The 14922-nt window shown below is 37.7% G+C and carries 13 protein-coding genes, 1 riboswitch and 1 other annotated feature (1 of these 15 cut by a window edge); of the genes, 6 read left to right on the top strand and 7 right to left on the bottom strand.

Going from position 1 to position 14922, the window contains the following annotated elements; translation table 11 throughout:
• Positions 1-2: 2 nt before the first annotated feature.
• Together MHI40_RS17970 and MHI40_RS17965 are read right to left on the bottom strand one after the other, a co-directional pair.
• Complete coding sequence (locus MHI40_RS17970; protein WP_093537415.1) at positions 3-1073, bottom strand: ABC transporter permease; 1071 nt, start codon at positions 1071-1073, stop codon at positions 3-5.
• A gap of 124 nt (positions 1074-1197) precedes the next feature.
• The gene (locus MHI40_RS17965) at positions 1198-1653 is read right to left on the bottom strand and encodes a hypothetical protein (protein ID WP_340763905.1); all 456 of its coding nucleotides are present in this window, start codon (positions 1651-1653) and stop codon (positions 1198-1200) included.
• A 154-nt stretch (positions 1654-1807) separates the two neighbouring features.
• Here MHI40_RS17965 and MHI40_RS17960 point away from each other — a divergent pair, with 154 nt between their 5' ends.
• The 4 genes from MHI40_RS17960 (at position 1808) to fabI (ending at position 6358) form a co-directional block, all read left to right on the top strand.
• Complete coding sequence (locus tag MHI40_RS17960) at positions 1808-2710, top strand: MerR family transcriptional regulator (protein ID WP_340763903.1); 903 nt, start codon at positions 1808-1810, stop codon at positions 2708-2710.
• 199 nt (positions 2711-2909) lie between these two features.
• Entirely contained in the window at positions 2910-3650 is a 741-nt protein-coding gene (locus tag MHI40_RS17955; RefSeq protein ID WP_093537416.1) for a gluconate 2-dehydrogenase subunit 3 family protein, read from the top strand.
• A 23-nt stretch (positions 3651-3673) separates the two neighbouring features.
• Positions 3674-5386, top strand: a complete 1713-nt coding sequence (locus MHI40_RS17950) for a GMC family oxidoreductase (protein WP_340763901.1) — start codon at positions 3674-3676, stop codon at positions 5384-5386.
• 192 nt (positions 5387-5578) lie between these two features.
• Positions 5579-6358 (top strand): enoyl-ACP reductase FabI, encoded by a 780-nt coding sequence (gene fabI, locus MHI40_RS17945; protein WP_093537418.1) that lies wholly within the window; start codon positions 5579-5581, stop codon positions 6356-6358.
• A gap of 190 nt (positions 6359-6548) precedes the next feature.
• Here the strand turns inward: fabI and MHI40_RS17940 are convergent, their stop codons facing one another.
• The 5 genes from MHI40_RS17940 to MHI40_RS17920 all read right to left on the bottom strand — a co-directional run bounded on the left by MHI40_RS17940 (position 6549) and on the right by MHI40_RS17920 (position 10867).
• On the bottom strand, positions 6549-7304 hold the full coding sequence (locus MHI40_RS17940; RefSeq protein WP_340763898.1) for an amino acid ABC transporter ATP-binding protein: 756 nt from the start codon (positions 7302-7304) through the stop codon (positions 6549-6551).
• 13 nt (positions 7305-7317) lie between these two features.
• Complete coding sequence (locus MHI40_RS17935; RefSeq protein ID WP_340763896.1) at positions 7318-8031, bottom strand: amino acid ABC transporter permease; 714 nt, start codon at positions 8029-8031, stop codon at positions 7318-7320.
• A 12-nt stretch (positions 8032-8043) separates the two neighbouring features.
• Positions 8044-8751: an amino acid ABC transporter permease gene (locus MHI40_RS17930; protein ID WP_340763894.1), complete on the bottom strand. Its 708-nt coding sequence runs from the start codon at positions 8749-8751 to the stop codon at positions 8044-8046.
• Between the two features lie 81 nt (positions 8752-8832).
• A complete protein-coding gene (locus MHI40_RS17925; protein WP_340763892.1) occupies positions 8833-9684 on the bottom strand; it encodes a transporter substrate-binding domain-containing protein in 852 nt (283 codons plus the stop codon).
• Positions 9685-9703: 19 nt separating this feature from the next.
• Positions 9704-10867 (bottom strand): acyl-CoA dehydrogenase family protein, encoded by a 1164-nt coding sequence (locus MHI40_RS17920; RefSeq protein WP_340763891.1) that lies wholly within the window; start codon positions 10865-10867, stop codon positions 9704-9706.
• A 103-nt stretch (positions 10868-10970) separates the two neighbouring features.
• A riboswitch (SAM riboswitch) is annotated at positions 10971-11070 on the bottom strand.
• 162 nt (positions 11071-11232) lie between these two features.
• Here MHI40_RS17920 and MHI40_RS17915 point away from each other — a divergent pair.
• Positions 11233-13269, top strand: a complete 2037-nt coding sequence (locus tag MHI40_RS17915) for a catalase (protein WP_340763889.1) — start codon at positions 11233-11235, stop codon at positions 13267-13269.
• 195 nt (positions 13270-13464) lie between these two features.
• On the top strand, positions 13465-14805 hold the full coding sequence (locus MHI40_RS17910) for an FAD-dependent oxidoreductase (RefSeq protein WP_340763887.1): 1341 nt from the start codon (positions 13465-13467) through the stop codon (positions 14803-14805).
• Positions 14806-14858: 53 nt separating this feature from the next.
• Positions 14859-14922: a binding site (T-box leader), on the top strand; it runs 162 nt beyond the window's last position.

Below are 14922 nucleotides of genomic sequence, written 5' to 3'. Positions count from 1 at the left end.
CATTAACCTCCTATCGCTTTAAGCGGATCAATTTTTACGATTGTTAACACGGAGAATACAGCTCCAAGAATTGCCACGACTATTAATATTACTCCGTAAATAATCATGGTTGGAATATCAAATGCGACCGGAACAGCACTAGGTAAGAATTCTCCAGAAATTAGAGTTAGAGCAAAGCCAACAACTACACCAATGAAGGCCAATAAGAATGTTTGGGCAATTACCGAACGAGATAAATAGCCGTTGGAAATACCTTGTGCTTTCATAACTCCGAACATACTAATCTTCTGAACTGTTAATACATAAAGGAAGATTGCCACTATAACAGACGAAATCCCAAATAAGAAATAAATCATAAAGTTTAAAGTTAAGGCTTGTTCTGTATAACCGGGAAGGTTTTCTATAAACTCTTCTACTTCAATAACCTCTAAATCTTCATTCGATGTTGAGATGGAAGAGAAGTCGTCACCACGAACAACGATCCCATTTATTTGTGTTTCATTTTCTGCGGCGCCTTCACCGAACTTGACCTTTTGGAAAGTAGTTACATCCCCGTAAAGGACTGGAGCGGCATTGAAACGTGCGCTATCTGTAAATCCTACAATGGTTAACTTTTCATCAGTAGAGGATAGTTCAAGTTCATCACCCAGTTTAAATCCGTCCTCTTTAAGCGTATCGCTAGCAATCACTTCGTTGTCGCCTGCAAACTTTTCACCCTCTGTTACTTTGGGCATTATAAATTCTTCCGAATCAATACCGAAAAGAGCGATATTTTGTTTTGCATCGCCATTTCTAGCGATTGAATTTAACTGTCCAAGAGTGGCAGTGTCATTGTCCTTAATGTTATCCGCTTCTTCGGTAGTTAGAGAAGATTGAGGTAAACTTTTATCGGACTCCTCGGTTAATACGATTGCCGTAGCATCCCATTTGTCTACGGCTTCTCTATTTAGACTAGCTAAGCCTGTTGCTAAACCAGATAAGAAAAATACTAAATAGGATACTAGCATTAATACTCCAACGATTAATGCAAATCGAAGTTTGTTCTTTTTAATTTCATTCCACGCTAAAAACATACTTTGTCACATCCTGTAGGTTAATTTGATAAATGAATCATAACATATTAATTCAATTTTGTCTAACCTTTGTCTAATCTTTTTTAGTTAAATAAAAAAGCAGATAATGCCTCTGCACACGAGGTTATCTGCTCCAGTACCTGCTTGACAATAAAATACCCAGAATAGAACCATACAAAACATGTCCTACCATCCAATAAATAAAAGATGGAAGGCTACTGATGGGTGGAGTTCTTTCCGATAAAATAGTAGTTGGAAAGTATAAACCTCCTATGATAAAACTAACAAAGACGCAGAGGGCAATAATTGTAATAGCAGATATCGTTGGAAGTTGCCGTATTATCAATATTAAAACAATAGAAAGTACTACAGAAACAATCAAATGAAATATAATTTCGACTACTTCAGGGAACTTAAACTCATTTAAAATAGGTATGTAGTCAATGTTTAATAGTAAGGTATAAACCTTATAACCCGTCATAAATTGAATTACTTTTAAAAATAAGGTTAATACTAAGCCTGCAATCATTCCGTATACAGCAGCTCTTAGTAAGAATTTATTGTGAGTGTGTAAATTCATTACAGTTCACGCCCTTGTAAAATAGTTTATTATTCTATTCGTCAAATCATTGTATAGTGTTTGTCTATTGTGTGTTATACTGTTTTTTATTATAATGTAGCATATATACATTATTAATGGATACAAATTAATGGCAAGAGAGGGGGTAACATTTGTGAGCCAAACAGGGATGACTGGAATATATACGATCCAACAAGTTTCTAATGTCACGGGTTTGTCTAAACAAGTTATCCGTAAGTGGGAAGAGCGTTATGAATTTATACAACCTGAACGATTAGAAAACGGATATAGAGTATATAGCGAAAAGGATGTAAATGCATTATTACGAGTTAAGCTTCTCTCAGAAAAAGGCTACTCTATCAAGCAAGCTGTGGATATGTTAGAAAAAGAACCGGAGCAAACAGAGTCACTCTTCTTAGAGGAACCATCTGACTATAAAAAATTTAATGATTATGTGATTCAGTTACTGGAAAAAGGTACTTATTGTGATGAAGTCGAGATAAACCTAATACTGCAACAGGCTTATCACCATTTAGGATTAGAGTTATTCATTAGTAAGGTCATTATTCCTTTTTTACAAGAAGTAGGGGATAGATGGGAAAGAGATGAGTGGGACGAATACCAAGAGGCAGTTTCTAGTATGAGTGTTCGTGATTATTTGATACAAATAAGAAAAACGTTTCAATTAAGAGATGATGCACCTTTAGTTATTGGTGCATGCTTACCGGATGAGCATCATGAGCTGCCTATGCATATAGTATTGCTTCAGTTCATGCTAAGAGGTTGGAAAACTGTATTAGTTGGTGCTTCACCAGCGCCAGGTGCGATAGAGTCATTAGTCCAAAAGTTAAAGCCTAAATTAGTGTTACTATCTGCTTCAACTACTTTGCCATTTGAAAAAGATCCTAAGTTAATCCGAAGGCTCGATCATTTTGCAAGTGAACAGGAACATATTACCTTCTATTTGGGGGGAATGGGTTCTCATATGTATTTAAAAGAAAAAAAATTAAAATCCATTCACTTAAGTAAAGATTTGGAAGAAATTCTAAAGAAATAATAAACGTTACTAACTCCTCAGAAGAGAGTTAGTGACGTTTTTTTGTATTTAGTACCATGGGACAATTGATGATGTGGTGGAATATAGGGAATTTAATAGAGCATTATCGTGGTGGATTAATGTTTAGAAATTTATAAACTTGTATATCCTTTTGTAAGCAGTTACTAGTAAGATCATTATCTTGGAGGAGTCAGTGAAAATGACAGAAAAACCAAAAAACTATTCAAGAAGAGACTTTCTTAAGACTACAGGAATTGCAACTGGTGCATTAATAGGTGGCGGGTTAATAGGTGGGTTAGTTGGGTTAAATGTCGATAAGGATGATCAGCATGTATCTGATACAGGCAATACCAATCATGAAATGGGCACTAATGGGGGATTTCAGTTCTTTCAAAATCAAAGAGAATTTAATGTAATCTCGAATGCAACGGAACGTATCTTTCCAAAGGATGATATAGGGCCGGGGGCAATAGATTTAGGGGTCCCTTATTTTATTGATCGTCAGCTGGCGGGACAATATGGAAGTAATACGAAAGAATACATGCAAGGACCGTTTGCTGTAGGTGCTAAAACTCAAGGTTATCAGAGTCGATTGACAAGAGCGTCTATTTTTAGACAGGGAATTGCCGTATTGGATGAAGAAGCAAACAAACGATTTGAAAAAGGGTTTTCCAGTATAGAAGCTGAGCAAATGGATGAAATATTAACAGCTTTTCAAAATGATGAAATTCCCATGACAGGAGTTACTTCCGCATTTTTCTTCCGTCTACTTCGCACGGCGACATTGGAGGGTGCTTATGCAGATCCAATGTATGGTGGAAATCGAAATATGGATGGCTGGAAGATGAAAGAGTTTCCTGGTCACCAAATGTCCTATATTAACGTAATTGATAAGGAAAAGTTCCAAAAAATTGCACCACAACCACTTGGTGGAATGTAAAGGAAAGTAGAGGGATAAAATTTATGGCTACAACATTAACAAAAGTTGACGTGGTTGTCGTTGGTTTGGGTTGGACCGGAGGAATCATCGCAGCTGAATGTGCAAAAGCCGGTTTGAAGGTAATTGGTTTAGAAAGAGGAAGAAAACGCGGTACAGAAGACTTTCAGCAAATACATGACGAATATAGATATGCCGTTCGTTATGAGCTAATGCAGGACGTAGCAAAAGAGACCATTACTATTCGCAATAACCGTAAGATGCCAGCGTTGCCGATGAGGCAGATGAGCTCATTCCTACTCGGTGATGGGTTAGGTGGTTCGGGAACACATTGGAATGGTCATACATGGAGGTTCTATCCATATGATTTTCAAATTAAAACAATAACAGATGAAAAATATGGTCCAAACAAATTGTCTAGTGATTATTTGCTTCAAGATTGGGGCGTTACTTATGATGAAATGGAACCTTATTTTTATAAATATGATCAGACCGCTGGAATCTCAGGAGAAGATAAAAATCCTTTTTGGGGGAAGAGAGCGCAGGATTTCCCTACCCCTCCTATGAAAAGAACGCCTATTTTGAAAAAGTTTGAAGGGGCAACCCAATCACTAGGGTATTCTCCGTTTATGCTCCCATCAGCTAATTTATCAGAAGCTTACACAAACCCCGATGGAGAAGTCATAAATGCTTGTCAATACTGTGGTTTTTGTGAACGATTTGGCTGTGAATATGGAGCAAAAACATCGCCGGAAATAACCGTTATTCCGACCGCAATCAAAACCGGTAATTTTGAGACAAAATTTCATGCAAATGTTGTAGAGGTCATAAAAAGCGGAAATAAGGTTACCGGTGTAAGGTATTTGGACACGGAGTCTGGAGAAGAGTTTATCCAAGAAGCTGAAGTAGTTGTTCTAGCAAGTTACGTTATGAATAACGCTAAGTTGCTCATGGTATCTAATATTGGTCAACAATATGACCCGGAAACTGGTAAGGGAACGCTTGGTAAAAATTATTGTTATCAAATATTACCCGGTGCAAATGGATACTTTGAAGAACAAATGAACACCTTTATGGGGGCTGGTGCCCTTGGAATGACAATTGATGACTTTAACGCAGATAATTTTGATCATAGCGACTTAGATTTTATACATGGTGGTAGTATTTCCATAACGCAAACTGGATATAGACCTATTGAAACAAATCCAATACAACAAGGGACACCAACTTGGGGAGCAGAGTTCAAGAAAAATTCTATCTACAATTACACACGGTCTTTATCCATCGGAACTCAGGGTGCATCGATGCCCCATAAGGAGAACTATCTATCCCTAGACACTAAATATAAGGATGTCTATGGTCTTCCACTCTTACAAATGACCTATAATTTTACAGATCAGGATAGAGCATTGCATAAGTTTATTACAGAAAAAACTGTAAATATCATGAAGGAAATGGGAGCAAAAACGGTAGAAGGAAAAGCACCTATAACTGATTATGATATTGTAGGTTATCAGACGACTCATAATACGGGTGGGACTATTATGGGAGCAAGTCCAGAAAATAGTGTAGTAAATCCATTTTTACAACATTGGGATGCAGAAAACTTGTTTGTAGTAGGAGCTGGGAACTTTCCGCATAATGGGGGTTACAATCCTACAGGAACAGTTGCAGCTCTGGCTTATAGAAGTGCAGAAGGAATTATTAAATATAGTAAATCGGGTGGCTCGCTCGTATAGTATGTAATATCAGACCCCATTCATATAAAGAAACCAACTATTTTTTCTGGGATAGTTGGTTTTTTGATGTGTAATTAAGTCCAAAAACACAAAATGATTTATTACAAAAAGAAGGATTTATGTTATTATTAAAATAATAACCAGGTACTAATAACAGGTGTAATATACTAAGATAATAATTTGGAGGTATTTATGAGAGACTTAATTCAACTAAAAGACAAAAATATTGTTGTTATGGGCGTGGCCAATGAACGTAGTATTGCATGGGGAGTGGCGAAGTCATTATTTGAAGTGGGTGCAAATGTTATATTTACTTACCGTAAAGAACGTTCCCTTGGAAAAATTGAAAAGTTACTGAAGGATAATAATTTAGAGGCAAAACTAGTAGTAGAGTGTGATGTAAATAGCGATGATAGTATTAAATCTGCGTTCGGGCAAATTGGATCAGAGGTTGGAGTGATCCATGGTGTAGTACATTCTGTTGCATTTGCGCACGCAGAAGATTTAAAAGGGGACTTTTTACAAACTTCAAGAGAAGGCTATGCTTTCGCACAAGATACAAGTGCGTATTCACTTATTGCTGCAGCGAGAGAAGCAACACCCTTTATGACTGAAGGTGGATCTATCGTAACTATGACATATTTAGGGGCAGAACGAGTACTAGAGGGATACAATGTAATGGGAATCGCAAAAGCATCTCTGGAAGCATCCGTTAAGTACTTGGCATTAGACCTAGGGAAAAACAATGTGCGTATAAATGCTGTTTCAGCAGGAGCGATTAGAACATTAGCGGCAAAAGGGATATCTTCTTTTAATACAATTTTGCACCAAATTGAAGAGAAGGCTCCTTTAAAACGGAATGTCACTCAGCAAGAGGTAGGAGATATGACGGTGGCATTATTAAGTAACTTATCCAGCGGTGTAACAGGCGAAGTCATCTTCGTAGATTCTGGCTACAATATTATGGGCTAATTTGATTTCATAAAAGCGGTGAAAGATGACCTGGTCATTTTTCACCGCTTTTTAATAAATTCCTATAAATATACTGTGAACACTGGTATTATCGAACTTTTAACATAGCAAAACGTTTGTCTGAAGTCCTTAGAAAACGATAGAAACAGCTTTGGTCCTTTATGAACTGGGCCTGATTTTTCTTGTTGTCCTAAATATAAAATGTGTAATCTTCAGGTAACACTCGTTTTAAGAATTTCTTCGTGCGTTCTTCTTTAGGGCTCACGAAAATATCATGAGGAGAACCTTCTTCCACTACTACTCCGCCGTCCATAAAAATAACCCGGTTAGCTACATCCTTTGCGAAGGACATTTCATGGGTCACCACTAACATGGTCGTTCCTTCCTTAGCAATATTTTTCATCACTGTCAGTACTTCGCCAACCAATTCTGGATCTAATGCAGAAGTAGGTTCGTCAAAGAGAATAATATCGGGATTTAAGGCTACGGCTCGTGCAATTCCAACGCGCTGCTGTTGTCCGCCAGAAAGTTGACTCGGATAGGAATCATATTTGTCTGATAAACCTACTTTGTCTAAAGCTTTTTTCCCAATACCAATTGCATCGGCTTTAGGTACTCTTCGACCGACGATGAGTCCTTCTGTTACGTTTTCTAATGCTGTTTTATTGTTAAATAAATTATAATTCTGAAAAACGAAGGCTGTTTTTTGTCTGATTGTGTGTATATCTCTTTTTGAGGCACCGTGCAAATTGACCTTTAAATCGCCAAAAACAGCCTGACCGCTGTCTGCTTTTTCCAAGAAGTTAATACAGCGTAATAACGTCGTTTTTCCAGAGCCACTAGGACCAAGAATGACTACTACATCTCCTTTATCAATGGATAGGTCGACTCCTTTTAATATCTCATTGTTTCCAAATGATTTATGGATATCATTAATTTTTAACATTCACTCATCCTCCTTATGCACTCACGTATTTGTATCTGCGTAGTCGTTTTTCATATATTTTGAACCCGTATTCTACAAGGCTGCACAAAATAATATATACAAGGAAAATATCTATATAAGCTTCCACATAGTTATAACCTACGTTTGCCGCTACTTTTGCCTTTAATGTAATTTCCTGTAAGGACATTGCATAGCCAAGTGATGTAGCTTTTATCAAATTCACGGTAGCAGTACAAATATTAGGTAGAGCTACGACTAGCGCTTGAGGAATTACGATACGGTGGTAGGCATGGAAATTTGAAAGACCAACTGATTGGGCCGCTTCTAGTTGTCCTTTGTTGACCGTACTTAAAGCAGATCTAAATACTTCTATCAATATAGCAGTAGTGCTGAAAGAGAATACGATAAACGCGTACCAAATAGGGTTGATATTGTAGACATTTATATTGATATTATACTTTTCGAAAAATAGGGAAAGTATTAAGGGTACGCTTGCATAAACGATGAAAATTTGAATAATGATCGGTGTTCCTCTAACGAAGGAAACATATATTCTGGAGAACCAGTTCAATACGGGTACTTGATTGATACGTGTTAATGCCAATAAAAAACCTAAAGGTAATGCGATAAGCAAAGCAACAATTGTTACGAGAAGTGTTATTGGGACACCGGATAATGCGATGAAAAATGTATCAATTAAAAACGTATAATTTAAACCTTCCGACATTATTTACACTCCTTAGTTCGTATTAATTGTTTGCTTTCCCTTACTAAAAATCTTTTCCAGCTTTCCAAAAAATTTCTCGATTAGTATAGAGATGACCCAATACACAATAGCAAGAGCGATGAAAATTTCTAATGCATGGGTATTGTAGTTCGCTGCTATGATTAAGTTTGCTTTCCCAACTATATCGATTAGCCCGATGGTATAAGCAAGAGACCCTTCTTGAAGTAATGCGATAAGTCCATTTCCAAAGTTAGGAAGTGCGACAACCAATGCTTGCGGAAAAATAATTCGTCTATACGCTTGAAATGGACTTAACCCAACGCTAACGGCGGCTTCAAATTGTCCTTTTTCAATAGATTCGAAGGCGGATCTAATAACTTCCGACATAATCGCAGCGAATTGAAGGGTAAAGGTAATAACTACAAATACTGCCGTATTTAAATCATGTAAATATAACCCAAAGTTGTCTGCTAAGGCAGGAACGCCATAATATACTAAAAATAATAAGACGATAGATGGAGTGCATCTTAAAATCGTCGTATAAAAATGGGCTGTTTTTTGAGCAATTTTATTCTTTCCGAGTTTCATCACAGCAAGGATTAACCCGAGAAAAGTCCCGAAAATAATGGATAATCCAGCAACCATAAAAGTTACTTTTAAGAACGGAAGCAATATAGGAAGTGAGCTCCATATGTACGATACATCAAAATATTTTTCCATATTGTGCAATATTCCTCCCTTTTAAATTTGAAAGGCTGCCCAGGTATCCAACGCTAGGCAGCCTTGATGGAAATACGAAGTTTATCTTTCTACTTTATCTAACACCTCAAAAAGGTCTCGACCGTAGAACTCTTTACTAAGTTCATTTGTTTTCTTTTCTTCTTGCAACTGTTTAATAGCTTTGTCATACGCATTTGCAAAGTCTTGTTCTTTTTTATTGAATAAAGGCCATGTTTTAATCACTGCAAATTCATTGTAAACAACTTCATCTTTTAGATTATAGTAAGGGCCGCTTTCATCTAATACTTGTTTTTGGAATGGTCCTTCGATTATTACTCCGCCGTCCACGCGACCCTCATTGACCCATTGGACTACATCCACTGTGAAAGCATCTCCGGCATCTAGTTTGACTGGATTATCTGGGTTGGTCTTGTTATATTCGTCAATTACCGTATATTGCGCATTGTTTGCTGCAATAGGAGCTAAAGAGTAGCCAGCAGAGGCAAAATCCTCTAATGATTTAATATGCTCATTTTCTTTTTTCAATACGAGACCGGCACTGCTTAGACCTAGGAAATCTTTAGGGGAAATAAACTTCTCTGTGCGTTCCTCTGTCCAAAATGCATTTTTTACACCTACTTGAAACTTACCTTGTTCTACTCCGATTAATAGATCATCGCTTGTCGTTCCTATATATTCAAATTCGTATTCAGGAAGTAGTTCATCTACTAATTTCATAACTTCTACATCGTATCCCGTAGCATTTCCTTTATCATCTAACCAAGAGATAGGCTTCGATGCCATGTCATAGGCAACTTTTACTTTTCGAACATCTCCATCTTCTGAAGTTGTTGAAGCCTTTCCAGAACTACATGCAGCTAAAATTGTCACGGAGGCTAACCCTATTGCAGCCAATTTAAAGTACTTATTCATATCTAATCTCCTCATTTCACTATTTTTTATTGTTATCTTCCTCTAACGCAGTCAGTGCAAGTTTTTTTATCGTCATATCATCCATAGGGGGATTATGGAGTCCTGCTCGAACATCGCGGTAATAACGTTGCAAGGGGTTTGTTCTTTGTAAGCTTTTGGCACCAACTAATCGCATCGCTTTGTCGACAATAGTGATTGCTGAATTAGTAACGATATGCTTTGCCACGCTTACTTCGTTGGTTAGAAGTTCTTTTGTAGATTCATTGTCATAAGCGGATGCAACTCCGTAAATGACGAGTCTAGCCTTCGTAAGCTCTAAATCTATTTCACCTAGTAGCTGCTGCACGTTTGGTAGCTGTGCAATAGAGCCATTCAAGCTATTGGGTGAATGGGTATTAGCAAAGTGGACTGCATAGTCTCTTGCAGCCTGTGCAATTCCAAGATAAGTTGCAGGTATATGAAGCAGCCAACCATTGATCTTCCCGCCACTAGCGAATTCAGGAAGCTCTACTAAATTGGATTTATGAACGGTTACATTGCTTAGTACTAAATCATTGCTGCTAGTTCCGCGCATGGAAACTACATCCCACGTTTCCTCAATGGAAAGCCCCTCCGTATCACGAGGTATAAGGAAAAAACCAATTCTTTCTTCTTCTTCAATCCAAGCAGATGTTAAAAAGTAGGATAGTACGGGGGAAGCGGTTGTGAATATTTTACATCCGTTTAGTACCCAAGAATCTCCCTTTTTAATAGCGGTAGTACCAGGTCTGCCACCTCGTGTTGGACTACCTGTTTGTGCTTCACTGACGGAACGATTTATGAGTGCACCATTTAATACTTCTGTAGCGAAAAAGTCTAATCTTTCCTGTGTCCATAATTTTTTTTCGTATAGTTCGCCTACTACACCTAAACTCCACCCTACCGATAAGGCAGTATTTGCATCAAAGCTAGCAAGAATTTCCTGTGAAAGAACCATATCGTAGACAGAAAAACCTTTGCCCCCATACGATTCCGGTAGAGTTAGACTTGCATAACCTAGTTTCAATAAATCCTCCACATTTTCTTTTGGGAAAATAGAATTCTCGTCAATATCTGCTGATTTACTTTTAAATTTGTCTTCTAATTCTTCCAAACGATTAATCCATTGCTGCTGTTTTTCTGTTTTGATGTATAAATTTATCACAGTTGCTATCTCCTTTAATTTAAATTATTCCGATTAGTTAAGTAGGTATTAAGAGGAAATAAAAAACCCATCTCAAAATGAGAAGAGTAAGTGGTTAAATAAATACTTATCTCTCAATTTCTTGCTGGAAGTAGCACCATACCATAGCTTTGGCGGTTGCTGAAGCATCATCGGACCAGTCCCTTCGCTTCTCTTAATAAGTAGTATGTAGTTGTTGAAATAATCTTACTACTTCATCTAGGTGAAGTCAATAGTAATTCATATTGCTTTAATAGGATTTAAATATGTAATTGAATTTATAGGTTTTTTAGAAAGTCATCCTGGGTATTAACAATAGGGAAGAGATAATTAGAGGAGGAATTTGTTTGGATAAGAAAGTAGCTGGAAATAGTAAAAATGAACAATTAGAAGAATTTCGAGTGGACGATCAAGGACAAGCAATGACTACAAATCAAGGACTTAAAGTTTCGGAGGATGAGTTTTCCCTTAAAGCAGGAGAACGAGGCCCTACTTTAATGGAAGACTTCCATTTTCGTGAAAAAATGACTCATTTTGATCATGAACGTATACCAGAAAGAGTAGTACATGCTAGAGGTTATGCGGCTCATGGGGAGTTTGAGGTATATGAATCTGCAAGTGAATTTACAAAAGCGAAGTTCTTGCAAACACCGGGTAAAAAGACTCCTGTATTCGTGAGGTTCTCCACTGTGGCAGGATCACGTGGTTCTGGAGAGTTAGCACGCGATGCTCGTGGCTTTGCAACGAAATTTTATACGGAAGAAGGAAATTATGATTTAGTAGCAAATAATATTCCTGTCTTTTTCATACAAGATGCTATTAAATTTCCAGACCTAATACATGCTTTAAAACCAGAGCCCCATAATGAAATTCCACAAGCTGCTAGTGCTCATGATACGTTTTGGGATTTTGTTGCCAACAATCAGGAGTCAGCACATATGGTCATGTGGACAATGTCTGATCGTGCCATTCCTCGTAGTTTCCGAATGATGGAAGGGTTCGGTGTAAATACATTCCGTTTCGTTAATGATGCGGGTAAATCCCATTTTGTGAAGTTTCATTGGAAGCCGTTGCTTGGTACCCACTCAGTTGTATGGGATGAAGCGCAAAAGATAAATGGGAAAGATCCAGACTTTCACCGTCGCGACCTATATGAGGCGATTGAGAATGGGGACTATCCAGAGTATGAATTCGGCGTACAACTTATCGCAGAGGAAGATGAGTTTAAATATGACTTTGATATTTTAGACCCTACTAAACTATGGCCTGAGGAAGAAATCCCAGTTAAAATTCTAGGGAAAATGACATTAAATCGCAATGTAGATAATGTATTTGCTGAAACCGAGCAAGTAGCATTCCATCCAGGGAGTGTTGTACCGGGAATTGATTTCTCTAATGATCCTCTACTTCAAGGGCGATTATTCTCATATACAGATACACAATTAATACGTCTTGGAGGACCTAATTTCCATGAGCTTCCGATAAACAGACCGGTTTGCCCATTCCATAACAACCAACGTGACGGATATGGTAGACAATCGATTAATGTAGGAAGAGTGAGCTACCATAAAAACTCTCTTGCTAACAATACTCCAACACCTGTTAGCGAAGCGGAAGGTGGATACACGCATTATGAGGAAAAAATAGATGCGCGTAAAGTTAGAGCGCGAAGTGAGAGTTTCAAAGATCACTTCACTCAGGCTACATTATTCTGGAATAGTATGAGCGATACAGAAAAAGAACATATCATTAATGCATTTAGCTTTGAACTTGGTAAATGTAAGGAACTTACTGTTCGTCAGCAAGTATTAGAGATGTTTGCACAAGTAGATTTGGATCTAGCGAGTAAGGTAGCAGAAAACCTAGGACTAGTAGTGCAAGGTGTAAGTACTGCAACGAATACTAAGTCTTCTCCAGCACTTAGTCAGTTAAATACTATTATGAAACCTCAGACACGAAAAATTGCTGTTTTAGTCGGAGAAGGATTTGAAGAGGATTTACCTGCGATTCTAGCAGACTTAAAAGCAGGCGGAACAATGCCTGAAATAGTGAGTGATCATCATGGATCTGTTGCGGGAGCGGATGGCACGCTGTTACCAGTTGACCATACTTTCTTAACTGCTGATTCTGTATTATTTGATGCAGTATATGTAGCAAGTTCACATGGCAAAACGGCCATGTTTGAAAAAGAGGCTTCGTACTTCATTAAGGAAGCATATGCCCATTTTAAACCGATTGGTGCTACATTTAGTGGAGAGCAACTAGTTGATAATCTGCACTTCACTGGTCAGGCTGGTGTTCTCACTAAAGAAACTGGTAAAGGCTTTGTAGATAGTTTCTTAAATGCTATTGCTGCCCATCGTTTCTGGAATAGAGCAGTATAAACAATTATTTTGGGCATGTCCTATTAGGGCATGCCTTTTTTACATAGAATAAGATAATGAAGAACTTTAACTTTTAGAAGGAAATAAAAAGAAAAATTTTAAGCGTATAACAAACATAACTATTCACTAATACTTGAAGGGAAGTTATTGTTGGGTATAGAAAGAGTAATAAGGAAAGTCAAAGGAGGAAACTTCATGCACTACGTAATAATAGGTGGAGACGCTGCGGGGATGAGTGCAGCAATGGAAATTGTACGTAATGATCCTGACGCTCGAATTACGACATTGGAAAAAGGACATATTTATTCCTATGGACAGTGTGGTTTACCCTATGTAGTAGGAAAACAAGTAGTATCTTCAACGGACGTTATAGCACGAAGTGTAGAAATGTTCCGTAGTAAATACGGAATTGATGCAAAGACAGGATATGAAGTGACCCATGTGGACCCTAACAATAAAACAGTGTCAGGGAATATTCTGCAAACGAGAGATAATTTCATCTTAAGCTATGACCGCTTGCTTATTGCGACGGGTGCTACTCCAGTTGTTCCTAATTGGAACGGTGGGCATTTGTTAGGGATTCATACGATTAAAACCATTCCAAATACAGAGGCAATTATCGCGGATTTAGAAAATGTTCAACAAGTTACTATAATTGGTGGAGGATATATTGGACTAGAAATGGCCGAAAACTTTGCTAGTATTGGAAAAAAAGTACGTATTATACAAAGAGGAGATCAGCTTGCCGGTATATTTGATCACGATATAGCATGTTTCATACATGAACATGCAAAGGCTCATAATGTAGAAGTGATATTAAATGAAGAGGTTCAATCTTTCACGGGAGATACGAGAGTAAGTGATGTGAGGACAGATAAAGGAAGTTACCCTACCGATTTAGTTTTAGTTGCCACAGGGGTTAAACCTACAACGGATTTTTTAGAGGGGACTGGCATTCAATTGCACCATAATGGAGCGATTGTAGTAAATAATTTTTTAGAAACGAATTTGGACGATATCTACGCAGCAGGAGATTGTGCAACTCATTTTCATCGTATTAAACAACTGAAAGATTATATTCCTTTAGGAACAACTGCTAATAAACAAGGGCGAATCGCTGGATTAAATATGATAGGTCAAAGGAATGAATTTAAAGGAATCGTTGGCACATCCATCATGAAATTTTTTGATTTGGCTCTTGGAAAAACTGGGTTGTCTGAGAAAGAAGCGGAGCAGCTCGGTATTTCCTATGACGTGCATACGCAGGAAGCCACGGACATTGCAGGGTATTATCCAGGTAAGGAAACGATGCATATGAAATTGATTTACAGGAAGGATGACCAACAAATTTTAGGGGGTCAAATTATTGGAGGAAATGGCGTAGATAAAAGGATTGATGTATTAGCAACTGCACTTTATCACCATATGACCTTTTCCGAGTTATTGGATCTTGATCTTGCATATGCCCCACCATTTAATGGGGTTTGGGATCCCCTGCAGCAAATGGCAAAGCGAAGTACTACCAAAAAAATATAACAGTAATGTTGACTATTTGAATTTTGTTGCATATACTTAGAAAAATCAATTAGTAACAAGCGAAGAAAAGGACATGGATCATTTAAATACTTCTTATCAGAGAATGGGGTCACCGAC

It is taken from the genome of Psychrobacillus sp. FSL H8-0510 (assembly GCF_038008345.1).
GTDB lineage: Bacteria > Bacillota > Bacilli > Bacillales_A > Planococcaceae > Psychrobacillus > Psychrobacillus psychrotolerans.
This window is presented reverse-complemented; position numbering and strand designations above follow the sequence as displayed.